Origin of the sequence: Streptomyces sp. NPDC087215, assembly GCF_044744885.1 — a bacterium.
Lineage (GTDB): Bacteria > Actinomycetota > Actinomycetes > Streptomycetales > Streptomycetaceae > Streptomyces.
In genome coordinates this window covers 1,018,136-1,033,602 of sequence record NZ_JBIUZD010000002.1, presented here as the reverse complement: position 1 = coordinate 1,033,602, position 15,467 = coordinate 1,018,136, and the positions used below count along the sequence as shown (strand labels likewise).

Here is a 15,467-nt window from a genome sequence, read left to right as displayed (position 1 = left end):
GGACCGCTGCGCTCCGGTCAGTGCTTCACCGCCTCGCCGACCCCGACGCCGGTGAGGGACTTGACCTCCAGCTCGGCGTACTTGCCCGCGTCCGGCTCCTCCTTGGAGAGGAGCGAGCCGAGCCAGCCGAGGAGGAAGCCGAGCGGGATCGAGACGAGGCCGGGGTTCTCCAGCGGGAACCAGTGGAAGTCCACGCCCTTGAACATCGAGGCCGGGCCGCCGGAGACGACCGGGGAGAAGAGGACGAGGACGACGGAGGAGGCCAGCCCGCCGTAGATCGACCACAGCGCGCCCTGGGTGGTGAAGCGCTTCCAGAACAGCGAGTAGAGGATCGTCGGCAGGTTGGCGGAGGCCGCGACGGCGAAGGCCAGGGCCACCAGACCGGCGACGTTGAGGTCGCGGGCGAGGGCGCCGAGCGCGATGGAGACGACGCCGACGAGGACGGTCGCCCAGCGGGCGGCCCGCATCTCCTCCTTCTCGGTGGCCTGTCCGCGCCGGATCACATTGGCGTAGATGTCGTGGGCGAACGACGAGGAGGAGGCCAGGGTCAGTCCGGCGACGACCGCGAGGATGGTCGCGAAGGCGACGGCCGAGATGACGGCCAGCAGGATCGCGCCGCCGGTCGAGCCCGCGCCGCCGCCGACCTCCAGGGCGGTGAGCGGGGCGGCGGTGTTGCCCGCCTTGTTGGAGGCGATGATGTCGCTGTTCTTCAGCAGGGCGGCGGCGCCGAAGCCGAGGACGATCGTCATCAGGTAGAACCCGCCGATGATGCCGATGGCCCAGTTGACCGACTTACGGGCGGCCTTGGCGGTCGGCACCGTGTAGAAGCGGATCAGGATGTGCGGCAGACCGGCCGTGCCGAGGACCAGCGCGATGCCGAGCGAGAGGAAGTCCAGCTTCGACAGGGCGCTGACGCCGTACTTGAGGCCGGGCTCCAGGAAGGCGTCGCCCTTGCCGCTGTTGGTGGCGGCGGCGCCGAGCAGGTCGGAGAGGTTGAAGTCGAACTTGAGGAGGATGAGGAAGGTGATGAGGAGCGTGCCCGCGATGAGCAGGACGGCCTTCACCATCTGCACCCAGGTGGTGCCCTTCATGCCGCCGATGGTCACGTAGACGATCATCAGGACGCCGACCAGGGCGACGATCGCGACCTTGCCGCCGTCGCTGGTGATGCCGAGCAGCAGCGAGACGAGGACGCCGGCGCCGGCCATCTGGGCGAGCAGGTAGAAGATCGAGACGACGATGGTGGAGGTGCCCGCGGCGGTCCTGACGGGCCGCTGGCGCATCCGGTAGGCGAGGACGTCGCCCATGGTGAAGCGGCCGGAGTTGCGCAGGGGTTCGGCGACCAGGAGCAGGGCGACGAGCCAGGCGACGAGGAAGCCGATCGAGTAGAGGAAGCCGTCGTAGCCGTAGAGGGCGATGGCGCCGCTGATGCCGAGGAAGGACGCGGCGGACATGTAGTCGCCGGAGATGGCGAGGCCGTTCTGGAAGCCGGTGAACTGGCCGCCGCCCGCGTAGAAGTCAGCGGTGCTGCGGGTCTGGCGGCCCGCCCAGACGGTGATGATCAGGGTCGCGATGACGAAGGCCCCGAAGAGGGCGATGATCAGCGGCCGGTGCTCGCTGGTGGCGTTGCCCGCCGCGAGCAGGACGGGGGTGCTCATGCGTCGCCCTCCATACGGGTTCTGATGGCCTCGGCCTTGGGGTCGAGGCGGCGTGCCGCGTGCCGCGAGTAGAGCCAGGCGATGAGGAAGGTCGTGGCGAACTGGCCGAGGCCCATCACGAGGGCCACGTTGACGTGGCCGAAGACCTTGGCGCCCATGAAGCCGCCCGCGTAGTTGGAGAGCAGCACGTACAGCAGGTACCAGGCGATGAAGGCCAGGGTCAGCGGGAAGGCGAACGAGCGGTAGGTGTGCCGCAGTTCGCCGAACTCCCCGCTCCGCTGGACCTCGACGAACTCCTCCGTCGTGGGCTGTGCGGGACCGGTGGCGGTCTCCGTGCCGTCTCTGGGCGGCGGTGCTTCGGTAGCCACGGAATCTCCTCGTGACGCGGGAATGGACGGCGTGGTCAAGGGGGCCTCACCCGGGGTGCGGACGACGGGGTTCCGGCTGGAACCCCTCCCCTGCACAACGGCACGGAGCGGGAAGCGAAGCGGTTCACCGGGAGATTTTCTTGCGCAGATCTTCATGAAGTCTTCTCAACTCATTGAAGGCTGAGGAAGATCAGCGATAGCTTCACTCGTCATACACCTGTTCGTGCGTAAACCCGCGCGCGGACGGACACGTACGGATGATGTGGAGAACCCATGGCTCATCTGGGATCGAGGCGCGGCCGAGCTCTCGCTCTGCCGGTTGGTCTCGCGCTCACGGCCTCGCTCGGCTTCCTTCCCTCCGGCGCCGCCTCCGCCGCGGAACTGAGTGACGCTCCGGCGGCCGCGGTCGCGGCGACGAACGGCCCGAAGCTGTCGTACGTCGTGAACGTCGGGGACGGCCGCAAGACCGCCGCCTCCGTGAAGAAGGCCATAGCCGCCGCGGGTGGCGAGGTGGTCATCTCGTACGACCAGATAGGCGTCATAGTCGTCCACTCGCAGAACCCCGAGTTCGCGAAGACGATCCGCAAGGCCCGTGGTGTGGTGTCGGCCGGTTCGACCCGTACCGCTCCGCTCTCCGTGCAGAGCGACAACGCGATCGGCGGCGGCACCCAGGTCCTGACCGAGGCCGAGGCCAAGGCCGCCGCGGCCCGCGCCACGGACGAGCAGGACGCCCTTGAGCCCCTGCAGTGGGACCTCCCCGCGATCAAGGCCGACAAGGCCCACAAGAAGACCCTGGGCAGCAAGCGCGTCACCGTCGGTGTCATCGACACCGGTGTCGATGACACCCACCCGGACCTGGCCCCGAACTTCAACGCCAAGGCCTCGGCCAACTGCGTGTCCGGCAAGCCCGACACCACGCCCGGCTCCTGGCGTCCGAAGGCGGGCGAGAGCGACCACGGCACCCACGTCGCCGGTACGATCGCCGCCGCGAAGAACGGCATCGGCATCACCGGTGTCGCCCCCGGTGTGAAGCTCGCGGGCATCAAGGTGTCCACCCCGGACGGCTTCTTCTACACCGAGGCAGTGGTCTGCGGCTTCGTCTGGGCGGCCGAGAACGGCATCGCCGTCACGAACAACAGCTACTACACCGACCCGTGGATGTTCGCGTGCAAGAACGACGCGGACCAGGGGGCCCTCATCGAGGCCGTCACCCGCGCCAGCCGCTACGCGGAGCGCAAGGGCACGGTCAACGTCGCCGCAGCCGGCAACTCGAACTTCGACCTGGCCGCCGACTCGATCGTCGACAACAGCAGCCCGAACGACAGCACCCCGGGCGACCGTGTCATCAACCCGAAGGAGTGCCTGGACTACCCGGCGATGCTCCCGGGCGTCGTCACGGTCTCCGCGACCGGAGCGAAGGGCCTGAAGGCCTCGTACTCCAACTACGGCCGGGGCGTCATCGACATCGCCGCCCCCGGTGGTGACCGCACCGCGTACCAGACCCCGGACGCCCCGGCGACCAACGGCCTGATCCTGTCGACCACGGTCAACGGCGGCTACAACTACAAGGCCGGTACGTCGATGGCCTCGCCGCACGCGGCGGGCGTCCTCGCGCTCCTGAAGTCGACGTTCCCGAAGGCGGGCCCCGCGACCCTGAAGGCGCTGCTGTACGCGCAGGCCGACAAGCGCGCGTGCACCAACCCGTACGACATCAACGGTGACGGCAAGATCGACGCCGTCTGCGAGGGCGGCAAGAACAAGAACGGCTTCTACGGAGTCGGTCTGATCGACGCGCTGGACGCCGTCCGCCCCTGACGGCGGTAGCTCCACGGGGCACCGCACTCCGGTGACCACCGGGTGCGGTGGACGCTGACCCGTCGGTGACGGCGGGCCGGTGGACGAAGCCCGTCGGCCACGGCGGGTGTGTGAACGAGAGCCCGTCGGCCACGGCGGGGGCTCGAACGAGGGCCCTGGTGCGGCAGTTTCGCGCCAGGGCCCTTCGCATGGCACCCAGTGCCACACTGGCCCCATGGACAACACGGTGCGCAGGGGTACGGAGTCGCTGTGGTCGGCCCTGGGCGGCGATCCCGCCCTGCTCGACCGGGTGGAGTACGGCGGGCCCGCCGGGGTGCTGCCCGCGCGGCTGCCGGTGCGGGACCTGGCCCGTGCCACGGTCGCGGTCGCCGGGCTCGCCGCCGTCGAACGGGCCGGACTGCCCGGCCCGGTGCGGGTGGACGAGGGGGCCGTCGCCACCGCCTTCGTCAGCGAGCGCCAGCTGCGGATCGACGGACGGGCCCCGGTGAACTTCGCCCCGCTGTCCCGGTTCTGGCGGGCCCGCGACGGCTGGGTCCGCACCCATGCCAACTACCCGCACCACCGGGCCGCGTTGCTGTCCGCGCTCGGTGTGCGCGACGAGGCCGTGGGGGTCACGGAGACCGTGGCGGCGGTGGCGGCGGCGATCGGCGAGCGCACGGCCGTCGGGACCGAGACGGCGGTGTACGCGGCCGGGGGCCTGGCCGTGGCCCTGCGCACGCCCGGGGAGTGGGCGGCGCACGAGCAGGGCCGGGAGGTGGCGGCGCGCCCGGTGCTGACCCGGGAGCGGCTCGACGAGGCCCCGCCCCGGCGGCGCCACGGACCCCTGCGGGTGCTCGACCTGACCCGGGTGATCGCCGGACCGGTGGCGACCAGGACGCTCGCGCTGCTCGGCGCGGACGTGCTGAGGATCGACCCGCCGGACAGTCCGGAGCTGCCCGACCAGCACGCGGACACCGACGTCGGCAAGCGGACCTCGGCGCTCGACCTGACCCGCCGGTCCGACCTGCGGACCTTCGGGGAACTCCTCGGCGCCGCCGACGTGCTCGTCACCGGCTACCGGCCGGGCGCCCTCGACCGTTTCCTCACCGGCACCGGCCGACCACCGGGCCTGGTCACCGCGCGGCTCTCCGCCTGGGGCGACTTCGGGCCCTGGGGCGGGCGGCGGGGTTTCGACAGCCTGGTGCAGGCGGCGACCGGGATCGCGGTCACGGAAGGGTCGGCGGACGCTCCGGGCGCGCTGCCCGCGCAGGCCCTGGACCACGGCACCGGCTACCTCCTGGCGGCGGCGGTGCTGCGGTCGCTCACCGAGCAGGACCGGGACGGCGGGAGCAGGCTGGTCCGGCTGGGCCTGGCGCGGACGGGCCACTGGCTGACGCACGCGCCGTCCCTCCCCCACGGGCCCGGGGGCACCGGCGGTGCCCCCGTACGGCCCGAGCCGTACCTCGCGGAGTCGGACGGGCCGCTCGGCAGGCTGCGGTACGCGCGGTCGCCGGTGTCGTACGAGGGCGGGCCGGGTGACTGGTCGCGTCCGCCGGGGGTCGCGGGGGCCGACGTCCCCCGCTGGCTCACGGCTTGACGAGGACCTTGAGCGCCGTCCTCTCGTCCATGGCCCGGTAGCCGCCGGGGACGCCGTCGAGGCCGACGGTCAGGTCGAAGACCGGTGACGGGTCGATCGTGCCGTCGAGGACGTCCGGGAGCAGCTCCGGGATGTAGGCGCGGACGGGGGCGACGCCGCCGCGCAGGGCGATGTTCCGGTCGAACATGACGGAGAGGTCGAGGCCGGTTCCGCTGCCGTGCGGGACGCCGACGTAGCCGACGGAGCCGCCGTCCCGGGCGATGGCGACGGCGGTGCGCATGGACTGCTCGGTGCCGACGGCCTCGATGACGCCGTGGGCGCCCTGGCCGCCGGTGAGTTCGCGGACGGCGGCCTCGGCGGCCTCGCCGCGTTCGGCGACGACGTCGGTGGCGCCGAAGAGGCGGGCGATGTCGGTGCGGGCGGTGTGGCGGCCGAGGGCGATGATCCGTTCGGCGCCGAGGCGCTTGGCGGCGAGGACACCGCAGAGGCCGACGGCTCCGTCACCGACGACGGCGACGGTGGCGCCGGGCCGGGCGCCCGCGCCGAGGGCGGCGTGGTGGCCGGTGCCGAGGACGTCGGAGAGGGCGAGCAGGGCGGTCAGGAGCCGGTCGTCGGAGGCGGCGTCGGCGGGGAGCTTGACCAGGGTGCCGTCGGCGAAGGGCACCCGGACGGCCTCGCCCTGGCCGCCGTCGGAGCCGACCGAGCCCCAGAAGCCGCCGCGCGGGCAGGAGGTCTGGAGGCCCTCGGCGCAGTGGTCGCAGGTGCCGTCGGACCAGACGAAGGGGGCGACGACGAGGTCGCCGGTGGTGAAGCCGGTGACCTCGGGGCCGGCCGCCTCCACGACGCCGAGGAACTCGTGGCCGATGCGCTGGCCGGGGCGGCGGGCCGACTCGCCCCGGTAGGCCCACAGGTCGCTGCCGCAGACGCAGGCGCGCAGGACGCGGACGACGACGTCGGTGGGGTCCTGGAGCACCGGGTCGGGCACGTCCTCCACGCGCAGGTCGAACGGGGCGTGGATGGTGGTGGCGCGCATGACGGACGGTCCTTGCTGTCAGACGTTTGTACGACTTTCACCGTACAGCGCACGGAGGGCGCCCGAGGTCAGCAGGTACTGGGCGGCGAGGTAGGTGAGCATGACCCAGAAGTCGGGCGCGGGCAGCTGGGGCCAGTCGGCGATCCCGGCGGCGATGAGGGTGTCCGAGAGCAGGAAGAGGGCGCCGCCGATGCCCGCCGCGAGCCCGAGGGAGCTGGCCCGGTAGGCCATGGCGGTGAGCAGCAGGGAGTAGCAGGCGACCGGGAGGCGCAGGTCGGCGGGGAGGTCGGGCCAGAGGAGGAGGACGGTGCCGACGAGGGCGGCGGCGTAGAGGGCGCCGAGTGCCGGGGAGGTGCGGCGGCGGCCGAAGAGGACCAGGTAGCAGACGTGTCCCACGGCGAAGGAGCCCATGCCGACGAGGAAGGCCCAGTCGGCGTCGAGGAGCAGGAAGACGTCGCCGCCCCAGCCGAAGAGGAGCGCGGCGGTCAGCAGCCGGGGGGCGCCCCGGGTGACGGCGTACGCGGCGAGCAGCGGCAGCAGGAGGGGCTTGGCGATCCGGTGGCCGAGGTCGGCCCCGGCGAGCAGGGAGAGCAGGTCGGCGGCGGCGGCGAGCACGAAGGCGGCGAGCAGGACGCGGGAGACGGTACGGGGGGTGGTGCGGGCGGTGTCGGCGGGGGTGGCGGTGTTCACGCGGTCGCCTCCGGGGCGGTGGGGGCGGTCGGTCGGGTGTCGGGGCGGGCGGCGGGGGCGGAGGGCTGCCAGCCGGGGCCGCGGAAGAGGTGTCCGGCGCGTTCGCGCCAGCCGTGCGCGGTGCGCAGGTCGCGGGCGATGGCGGCGTACTCGTGGGTGGCGACGCGCAGCGGGTTGTAGGTCCCGATGTTCTTGGTGAGTCCGTAGACGGGCCGTTCGGTCTCGCCCACCCAGGAGCCGAACATCCGGTCCCAGACGATGAGGATGCCGCCGAAGTTCCGGTCCAGGTAGCCGCCCTGGGAGGCGTGGTGGACGCGGTGGTGGGAGGGGGTGTTGAGGAGGTACTCGAAGGGGCGGGGCAGTCTGCCGACGCGTTCGGTGTGGACCCAGAACTGGTAGACGAGGTTGACCGAGTAGCAGAAGGCGACGGCTGCCGGGTGGACCCCGAGGGCGATCATCGGCAGGTAGAACGGCCAGCTGGTGACGCTGGTCCACGGCTGGCGCAGGGCGGTGGTGAGGTTGAACCTGCGGCTGCTGTGGTGGACGACGTGGCAGGCCCACAGGACGCGGACGACGTGGTGGCCGCGGTGCTGCCAGTAGTAGAGGAAGTCCTGCGCGAGCAGCATGAGCGGGATCGTCCACCACAGGACGGGGACGCGGAGCGGGGTCAGCTCGTGGACGGCGGTGTAGACCGCGACGACGGGGATCTTCCACAAGGCGTCGAAGAAGAGGCTTCCCAGGCCCATGCCGAGGCTGGTGGCGGCGTCCTTGGCCTCGTACCCGGCGGCGTCCTCGTCGGGACGGATCCGGTGGCTCACCACCTCCACGACGGTGAGCAGGACGAACGCCGGTATGGACCAGAGCACGACATCGGGCAGGTTCGACATGCCGACGACGGTAGAGGCGGGGGCGGGGGCGCGGCTAGACGTGGTTACCAACAAGTATGCGAGACGGCTTGTCAGCAAGCTTTGGAGCCTTCCGACAAGGGGTGGGGCGCGGCCCTCGCAAGGGGCCTGGTTCAGACGCCCGCCACTCCCAGCAGTGCTCCCGTCGCGTAGGTGACCGCCATCGCCAGGGCGCCGCCCGCCACGTTGCGGAGGATCGCCCGGGTCGTGGGGGCCGCACCGAGGCGGGCGCTCCACCAGCCGGTGAGGACGAGGGCGGCGAGGACGCAGACGACGGTGACCCAGAGGCGGGCCGAGGCCGGGGGGAGGACGATCGCCAGGAGCGGGAGCAGGGCGCCGACGGTGAAGGCGAGGAAGCTGGCGGCGGCGGCGTGCCAGGGGACGGTGAGCCGGTCGGGGTCGATGCCCAGCTCCACGCGCGCGTGGGCGCGCAGCGCGTCGCGGGCGGTGAGCTGTTCGGCGGCCTCGCGGGCCACCTCGGCGGAGAGGCCGTGTCCGGCGAGCAGCCCGGTCAGCTCGCGGAGTTCGGCCTCCGGTTCCTCCCGCAGTTCGCGCTTCTCCTGGGCGAGCGCGGCCCGCTCCGAGTCGCGCTGGGTGGAGACGGAGACGTACTCCCCCGCCGCCATCGACATCGATCCGGCGACGAGCCCGGCGAGTCCCGCGGTGAGCAGGGCGTCGTGGGACTCGGTGGCGCCCGCGACACCGACGACGAGGCCCGCGGTGGAGACGATGCCGTCGTTGGCTCCGAGCACGGCGGCCCGGAGCCAGTTGAGACGGGGGCCGAGACTGCCGCCGTGGGCCGCGTCATGGACGGGAAAGGACGAATCGGTCACGTCAGGAGGGTCGCACCCGGTGGTTCACCAGACGCGGACCGACCCGCCCCGGGCGAAGGCCGGACTGGTGGCGCCCGCCGGGACCTCCTTGAGGGGTTCGGCGATCTCCTCGACGGACGGGCCGTGGACGGCGGCCAGGGCGTCGAGGAGGGTGAGGTCGAAGCCGTAGACGCGGGCCGCGTTGCCGCCGACCATCGCCGCGACCTCGTCCCTCGGCAGGCCCGCGTAGGCGATCCGCAGCGCTTCGCGGGAGTGCGGGGCGGTGCCCTCGTCGTGCGGGTAGTCGCTGCCCCACATGATCTTGTCGAGGCCGATCCGGTCGCGCATCGGGACCTCGTGGGGGCGCATGAAGCTGGCCCCGACGAAGCAGTGGTCGCGCCAGACCTCGCTGGGGCCCTTCCCCATCCCGGCGGCGAGCCCGGCACCGAACTTCGACTCGGCGGTGCCCGCCCCGGCGGCCGAGGCGGCGACCAGCCGCCCGTGGTAGTAGTCCAGCATGGCGAGCACGCCCGGGATCCAGCCCGAGCCCTGTTCGGTGAGGACGAGCCTGAGCCCGGGGTGGCGGTGGAAGGCGCCGCCGAAGACCAGGTGCCACAGGGCCCGGTGGGAGAACCAGGTGGTCTCCACCATGAAGACCGCGCGGGCGGCCGGTTCGTCGCCGAGCGGCGGGGACGCCGAACCGCCGTGGTGGTTGACGGGCAGGGCCAGCTCGGCGCAGACGGCCCAGATCGGGTCGTACGCCCGCGCGTACAGCTCGGGCACGGGCGAGCCGGGCGGGACCCCGGGCAGCAGGACGCCCCCGGTGAGCCCGGCCTCGCGGGCGCGGCGGATCTCGGCGACGGCCTCGTCCACGTCGTTGAGGAGGATCTGTGCCACGCCCGCCCGGCGGCCCGGTGCCTGGGCGCAGAAGTCGGCGAGCCAGCGGTTGTGGGCGCGGAGCCCGGCCCAGCGGTGCTCGAACTCGGCCCGGGTGGGCGGCTGGGCCATCAGCGCGGCCTTGGGGAAGAACGGCGGGACGGTGTTGGGGAAGACGACCTCGGCGACGATGCCGTCGGCCTCCAGTTCGGCCGTCCGGCGCGCCGAGTTCCAGTTGCGGTCGGCGGTGTCGGCAAGCAGGTCCTCGTAGGGGTTGACGTAGGAGGCGGCCCACGCGTCGAAGTCCTCGTGGTGCTTCTTCTCCAGGTAGGGGCGGTAGTCGAGGAGGTCGGCGCCCGCGTGGCAGTCGGCGGAGATCACCGTGTACCGGTCGGTCACGGCGTCACCCCCAGGACCGGGAAGTCGTGGTCGGTGAGCCAGTGCCGGCCGACTTCTCGGGAGCGGGCCCAGGAGGCCTCCACGGCGGCCTGGTCGGGGCTCTGGCCGAGGTCGGCGGGGGTCGGGCCGATGCGGCGGGCGAGCGGGGCGAGCGCCTCGGTGTCGAAGCCGAAGACCTCCGCCGCCGCGAGCCCCAGCATCCGGCGGGTCTCGGCGACCGGGATGTCGTGGAAGGTGCGGCGGAGCCAGCCCCGGGTGTCGGGCCAGGTGCCCTCGGGGTGCGGGAAGTCGGAGCCCCAGAGGATGTTGTCGACGCCGATCTCGTACCGCTGGGCGAGTTCGCGCCGTTTGGTGTTGGTGGCGCAGACGAAGACCTGACGGTCCAGGTACTCGCTGGGCGGCCGTTTCAGCTCGGCGAACGGGGAGAGCTTCTTGCCGCCGTGCGCGCCGAGGTAGAGCCGGTCCATGAACCACAGCAGGTTCGGCAGCCACCAGCAGCCGGACTCCGCGATCCCGAAGCGCAGTCCGGGGTGGCGTTCGAAGACGCCGGACCAGAGCAGGAACCACAGCGGCCGGGCGGGCCACCAGGTGACCTCGGAGACGTAGATGCCGAGGTGGTCGCCGTACTCCTCGCGCGGCGCGGCCCCGGAGTGGGTGAGCAGCGGCATCCCGGTCTCTGCGGCGGCGGCCCAGACGGGGTCGTAACGCCGGTCGTGGTAGGGGGCCTTGTCGACCCACATGGACGGGATCATCAGGGCGCCGAGCCCGGACTCCCTGGCGCGGTGGATCTCGGCGACGACCTCCACCGGGTCGGCGGTGACCGGGAGCAGAGCGACCCCCCGGTGCCGTGCGGGGTTCTGCCCGACGAACTCGGCGAGCCAGCGGTTGTGCGCCCGCGCGCCCGCCATGCCGAGCTCCGGGTCCTGGTCGCCGGAGAGGCCGAGTCCGACGCCGAAGGGAGCGGCGGTCCCGCTGTCGACGGCGTCCGCGTCGGGGAAGACGACCTCGGCGGCGATCCCGTCGCCGTCGAGTTCCTTGAGCCGTTGTACGGGGTCCCAGCCGCCGCGCAGTCCTTCCTCGTGGTCGTGGAACCAGCGGTCGGCGAAGGCCTCGTTGCGCACCCCGAGCCGGGTCATGGCCTCGCGGCGGGCGTCCCGTCCGGCGAGGAAGCCGTCGAAGGCGCGGTGGAAGCGGGGGTCGAGGTAGGGCCGGTACTCCTCGGTGGGCAGCCCGGCGTGGCAGTCGGAGGAGATGATCAGATAGGGGTCCTCGTACGGCGTGTCGGCGTCCTCGGTCATAGGGGTGCCCTCGGTCTCGGTCGGTGCGGTCGGTCCCGGTAGGTGCGGGTCAGTACGGACGGTTCCGGTCAGTCCCTGTCAGTACCGGTCGGTCTCAGTCAGCCCGGGTCGGTGCGGACGGTCCCGGCAGGTCCCGGTCGGTGCGGTCGGTGCGGTCGGTGCGGTCGGTGCGGTCGAGGATGAAGTTCTCCAGGTACGTGGGGGCGGCGCGGTCGAGCATGGAGCGGGCGCGGGCCCGGATCTGCCGGTCGCTGTGCGCGCTCTCCGGCAGCATCCAGAAGCGGTCGGCGCGGATGCCGTCCACGACGTGTTCCGCGACCTCCTCCACCGGGGTGAAGACGACCTCGTGACCGGCCTCCTTCATGGCGGCCTCCCACTGGTCGAGGGTGCGGTACGGGGTGCGGCGGGGGCGCTGCTTGGCGTACCGCCCGGGCCGGTTGCGGTGCGACTCCCACAGACCGGTGCGGAGCATGTGGGGCCCGGGGAAGAGCACGGAGGCGCCCACGCGCGCGTCCTCGGCCCTGAGGTGGGCGTAGAGCGACTCGGTCATGGTGACGACGGCCGCCTTGGTGACCGCGTACACGGAGGCGGTGGGCAGCGGGGCGATGCCGCCGTCGCCGGAGGAGGTGTTGACGACATGGCCCGGCGCGCCACCCGCGATCATGCGCGGGACGAAGGCCTGGATGCCGTGGAAGACGCCCCAGACGTTGACGGAGAAGGCCCATTTCCAGTCGTTGGGCTCGTGCTCCCACATGCGGCCCTCGGCGCCCGAGCCGACGCCCGCGTTGTTGCAGAGGACGTGGACGGCGCCGAAGGTGTCGTAGGCGGCGTCCGCGAACGCCCGTACCGCCTCCGGGTCGGAGACGTCCACCGTCCGGGCGAGGACCTGCGCTCCGCCCGCCATCAGCTCGTCGGCCGCCGCCGCGAGGGCGTCCTCCTCGACGTCCCCGAGGACGACCGCCAGGCCCTCGGCGGCGAACCGGCGGGCCAGGGCGAGCCCGACGCCGCTCGCCGCCCCGGTGACGACGGCGACCTGTCCCTCGCGCAGTTCCATCAGGCGCTCCCTTCCGGAGGTCCGTCGAGGAGGTGCAGCGGGTCGTCGTAGCGCTGGTGGACGTAGGGCAGCAGGGCGCTCGCGGACACGCGTTCGGCGACCCTGCCCCGCTGGGCGGAGGTCTTCTCGCCGAGGGTGATCTCCAGGAGCCTGCGGACGGGGAGGTCGGCGACCGGGTCGTACATGGACTCGCGGAGCACGACGTCACCGGTGACCCGCTCCAGCCTCCGCACCCGTTCGTCGCGGACGCAGTGGACGAGGACGGGGTCGGCGTCGAAGCCGGTGCCGTCCACACCGGGCAGGAACTTGAAGTAGAAGTCGGTCTTCTCGACGGGGTCCGGCAGCGGCAGCGGCCCGGAGACCGCGCCGCGCACCTCCAGGAACGCGATGCCGTGCCGGGCCAGGGCGGCGCGGACCACCGGGCCGTCGCGCTCGACGGTGACCTCGCCCAGCTTCTTGGGTTCGCCGAAGACCTCCCGGCCGCCGGTCAGGGCCCGTTCGTGGGTCATCGGCATGACCAGCGGGTACCAGCCCCGCCGGTCTCCGTGGGCGGCGGCGACCGCCACGGAACCGGCGCCCAGCGGATAGCCGGACAGCTCGACCCTGCTGACCGTGGCGCGGACCAGGGGCCGCCCGGTGGGTCTCAGCGGGGGCGGCAGGACCGCCGCGACGACGTCCGGGTCGGTCTCCCAGAGGGCGACCACCCCGGTGGACCAGATGTCGGGGAGTTTCGCGCTCCGTTCGCGGGCCGCCGCCGCCTCGGCGTCGGTGCGCGCCCCGTACCGTACTCGTGCCATGAGGTACCGCCTTTCGGGACCGTCAGCCTGTAACACAGTTACACCGCTGGCCCCGAAGGGTAAAGAGCCGTGCACGCGGGGGAGTTCGGAGGATTCGGATGGCACGCTCGGCGCTGACCCGGGACGAGGTCCTGGACACCGCTGCCGCCCTGGTGCGGGAGCACGGCCCGGACGCCCTGACCATGCGCAGGCTCGCCGCCGCGCTCTCCACCGCGGTCACGTCGATCTACTGGCACGTCGGCAACCGCGAGTCGCTCCTGGACGCGCTGGTCGCCCGTACGGTCGCCGATCTGGGCACGATCCGGCCGCGCGGCGGGACCCCCGCCGAGCGGATCGTCTCGGTCGCCCGCGCGCTGCGCCGCGCCCTGCTCGAACGGCCGCACCTGGTGGCGATGGTCCACGAACGGGGGCTGACCGAGCGCATGTTCCTGCCCTCCCGGCGGGCCCTGGTGCACGAGGTCCACGCGGCGGGGCTGCGCGGGGCGCGGGCGGCGGGGGCGGTCCGCGCGGTGCAGTTCCAGGTCGTCGGATACGTACTGGTGGAGCGCGCCCGGGAGCGGGCGCCGGTCCAGGAGCCCGGCGAGGAACCGGGTGAAGAGCCTGGTGGGGCGCCGGGTGGGGACGAGCCGCGGGACGTCGGAGGGGTGGAGTCCGACGGGCCCCTCGCGCGGGCCCTGGCCGCCCCGGTCGACACCGAGCGGCTGTTCGTGGACGCGGTGCGGGCGCTGGTCGACGGACTGCTCCGGGGGGCCGCCGGGGGCACCGGGGACGGGGGTGTCGGTGGCGGGCCGTATTCTCAGTGACCGTGCTTGACGACCGTACGACTGCAGCGACGTGGCCGGCCGCCTACCCGGAGGGGTACGCGGTGGTCGACGTGGAGACCACCGGACTCGCCCGCGACGACCGGATAGTGTCGGCCGCCGTCTACCGGCTCGACGCCCAGGGGAACGTCGAGGACCACTGGTACACCCTGGTCAATCCGGAGCGCGATCCCGGCCCGGTCTGGATCCACGGGCTGACCAGTGACGTCCTGGCGGGCGCGCCGCTCTTCCCGGAGGTGGCGGCGGAGTTCGCGGCGCGCCTCGACGGCCGGGTCCTGGTCGCGCACAACGCGATGTTCGACTGGCAGATGATCGCCCGGGAGTACGCGCGGGCCGAGTCCGCGGCACCGGTGCGCCAGCGGCTGTGCACGATCGCGCTCGCCAAGGAACTGGCGCTGCCGCTGCCGAACCACAAGCTGGAGTCGCTCGCCGCGCACTTCGGCGTGGTGCAGCAGCGCGCGCACCACGCGCTGGACGACGCCCGGGTGCTCGCCGAGGCGTTCCGGCCGAGCCTGCACGCGGCCGCGGAGCGGGGCGTCCGGCTGCCGCTCCTGGAGTGCCGTCCGCTGACCGAGTGGGCGGCGTCGCCGACGGAGCCGCGGATCGGCCGTCAGGGCGCGTACGCGTCCTCGTCGTCCTACCGGGCGGGCAGCTGGCGCCCCGCGCGGAAGCGTCCGGCGTGCCCGCACCCCAACCCCGGCCGCTACCAGTCGGACAAACCGCTCAAGCAGGGCATGAGGATCGCCTTCTCCGGTGACACCTCCGTCGACCGCGAGCTCCTGGAGGACCGCACCGTCGACGCGGGGCTGCACGTGGCGAGCAGCGTCTCCCGGCTGACCAGCCTGCTGGTCACCAACGACCCGGACGCCGCCACCTCCAAGACCGTCAAGGCCAAGTCCTTCGGCACGCCGATCGTGGACGAGGCCGCCTACACGCAGCTCCTGCGGGACGTGGCCCCGGCAGACGGGTGACGCCCCCGGCACGGCGGGCGCGGCGCCCCGCGCCCGCCCGCCGTGCGCCCCACCCTGTGGCGCATGGCACGTTGTGAGGTCTGCGGAAACGAATACGGCATGTCCTTCGAGGTGCACGCGCAGGGCGCGGTGCACGTCTTCGACTGCTTCGCCTGCGCCATCCACCGCATGGCGCCCCTCTGCGAGCACTGCCGGGTCCAGATCATCGGACAGGGCGTCGAAGTGGACGGCAGCTGGTACTGCGGCGGCCACTGCGCCCGCGCGGAGGGGAAGGTGGGCATCGTCGACCGAGTGTGAGGAAACGATTCGCGGCTCGCTCCGGTACGAGCCGGAGCCCGGTGCCCACGCCGGTACGAGCCGACCCCCGGAGCGCGCTCCGGCCCCGGTGCTCGCG

Annotated in this window: 15 protein-coding genes; 5 read left to right on the top strand and 10 right to left on the bottom strand. The window is 72.9% G+C overall.

The features are described from left to right. Positions 1-17: 17 nt before the first annotated feature. Together ACIO92_RS09215 and ACIO92_RS09210 are read right to left on the bottom strand one after the other, a co-directional pair. Entirely contained in the window at positions 18-1,658 is a 1,641-nt protein-coding gene (locus tag ACIO92_RS09215) for a cation acetate symporter (protein ID WP_402279138.1), read from the bottom strand. Then, on the bottom strand, positions 1,655-2,026 hold the full coding sequence (locus ACIO92_RS09210; RefSeq protein ID WP_366443112.1) for a DUF485 domain-containing protein: 372 nt from the start codon (positions 2,024-2,026) through the stop codon (positions 1,655-1,657). Before ACIO92_RS09210 ends, ACIO92_RS09215 begins: the two co-directional genes overlap by 4 nt. Before the next feature lie 273 nt (positions 2,027-2,299). On the opposite strand from ACIO92_RS09210, the gene ACIO92_RS09205 reads away from it, so the two are divergent. Both ACIO92_RS09205 and ACIO92_RS09200 read left to right on the top strand, forming a co-directional pair. After that, positions 2,300-3,841, top strand: a complete 1,542-nt coding sequence (locus tag ACIO92_RS09205) for a S8 family serine peptidase (RefSeq protein ID WP_366443111.1) — start codon at positions 2,300-2,302, stop codon at positions 3,839-3,841. Positions 3,842-4,055: 214 nt separating this feature from the next. After that, positions 4,056-5,417, top strand: a complete 1,362-nt coding sequence (locus tag ACIO92_RS09200) for a CoA transferase (protein ID WP_366443110.1) — start codon at positions 4,056-4,058, stop codon at positions 5,415-5,417. On the opposite strand, the gene ACIO92_RS09195 is transcribed toward ACIO92_RS09200, so the two are convergent. The 8 genes from ACIO92_RS09195 to ACIO92_RS09160 form a co-directional block, all read right to left on the bottom strand. After that, the gene (locus ACIO92_RS09195; protein ID WP_401235558.1) at positions 5,407-6,450 is read right to left on the bottom strand and encodes a zinc-dependent alcohol dehydrogenase family protein; all 1,044 of its coding nucleotides are present in this window, start codon (positions 6,448-6,450) and stop codon (positions 5,407-5,409) included. The two genes, ACIO92_RS09200 and ACIO92_RS09195, sit on opposite strands and share 11 nt — an antisense overlap. A gap of 18 nt (positions 6,451-6,468) precedes the next feature. Continuing rightward, a complete protein-coding gene (locus ACIO92_RS09190; protein WP_366443108.1) occupies positions 6,469-7,140 on the bottom strand; it encodes a lysoplasmalogenase in 672 nt (223 codons plus the stop codon). Beyond that, a complete protein-coding gene (locus ACIO92_RS09185) occupies positions 7,137-8,027 on the bottom strand; it encodes a sterol desaturase family protein (protein WP_366443107.1) in 891 nt (296 codons plus the stop codon). Before ACIO92_RS09185 ends, ACIO92_RS09190 begins: the two co-directional genes overlap by 4 nt. A 131-nt stretch (positions 8,028-8,158) precedes the next feature. After that, positions 8,159-8,878, bottom strand: a complete 720-nt coding sequence (locus ACIO92_RS09180; protein ID WP_402279145.1) for a VIT family protein — start codon at positions 8,876-8,878, stop codon at positions 8,159-8,161. 24 nt (positions 8,879-8,902) lie between these two features. Then, positions 8,903-10,132, bottom strand: coding sequence for an amidohydrolase family protein (locus ACIO92_RS09175; RefSeq protein ID WP_366443105.1), 1,230 nt, complete (start codon positions 10,130-10,132; stop codon positions 8,903-8,905). After that, a complete protein-coding gene (locus tag ACIO92_RS09170) occupies positions 10,129-11,430 on the bottom strand; it encodes an amidohydrolase family protein (RefSeq protein WP_366443104.1) in 1,302 nt (433 codons plus the stop codon). The genes ACIO92_RS09175 and ACIO92_RS09170 overlap by 4 nt, the downstream gene beginning before the upstream one ends. Before the next feature lie 94 nt (positions 11,431-11,524). Continuing rightward, on the bottom strand, positions 11,525-12,484 hold the full coding sequence (locus tag ACIO92_RS09165; protein ID WP_402279150.1) for an SDR family NAD(P)-dependent oxidoreductase: 960 nt from the start codon (positions 12,482-12,484) through the stop codon (positions 11,525-11,527). Continuing rightward, positions 12,484-13,281: an acetoacetate decarboxylase family protein gene (locus ACIO92_RS09160; RefSeq protein WP_366443102.1), complete on the bottom strand. Its 798-nt coding sequence runs from the start codon at positions 13,279-13,281 to the stop codon at positions 12,484-12,486. The genes ACIO92_RS09165 and ACIO92_RS09160 overlap by 1 nt, the downstream gene beginning before the upstream one ends. 98 nt (positions 13,282-13,379) lie before the next feature. Here ACIO92_RS09160 and ACIO92_RS09155 point away from each other — a divergent pair, with 98 nt between their 5' ends. From ACIO92_RS09155 to ACIO92_RS09145, 3 genes are all read left to right on the top strand, one after another. After that, positions 13,380-14,084 (top strand): TetR/AcrR family transcriptional regulator, encoded by a 705-nt coding sequence (locus tag ACIO92_RS09155; RefSeq protein ID WP_402279153.1) that lies wholly within the window; start codon positions 13,380-13,382, stop codon positions 14,082-14,084. Further along, positions 14,081-15,073 carry a DEDDh family exonuclease gene (locus ACIO92_RS09150; RefSeq protein WP_366443100.1) on the top strand — a complete coding sequence of 331 codons (993 nt, stop codon included), beginning with the start codon at positions 14,081-14,083 and terminating at the stop codon, positions 15,071-15,073. The genes ACIO92_RS09155 and ACIO92_RS09150 overlap by 4 nt, the downstream gene beginning before the upstream one ends. Before the next feature lie 63 nt (positions 15,074-15,136). Then, positions 15,137-15,370 carry a hypothetical protein gene (locus tag ACIO92_RS09145; protein WP_351795012.1) on the top strand — a complete coding sequence of 78 codons (234 nt, stop codon included), beginning with the start codon at positions 15,137-15,139 and terminating at the stop codon, positions 15,368-15,370. Positions 15,371-15,467 lie beyond the last annotated feature (97 nt).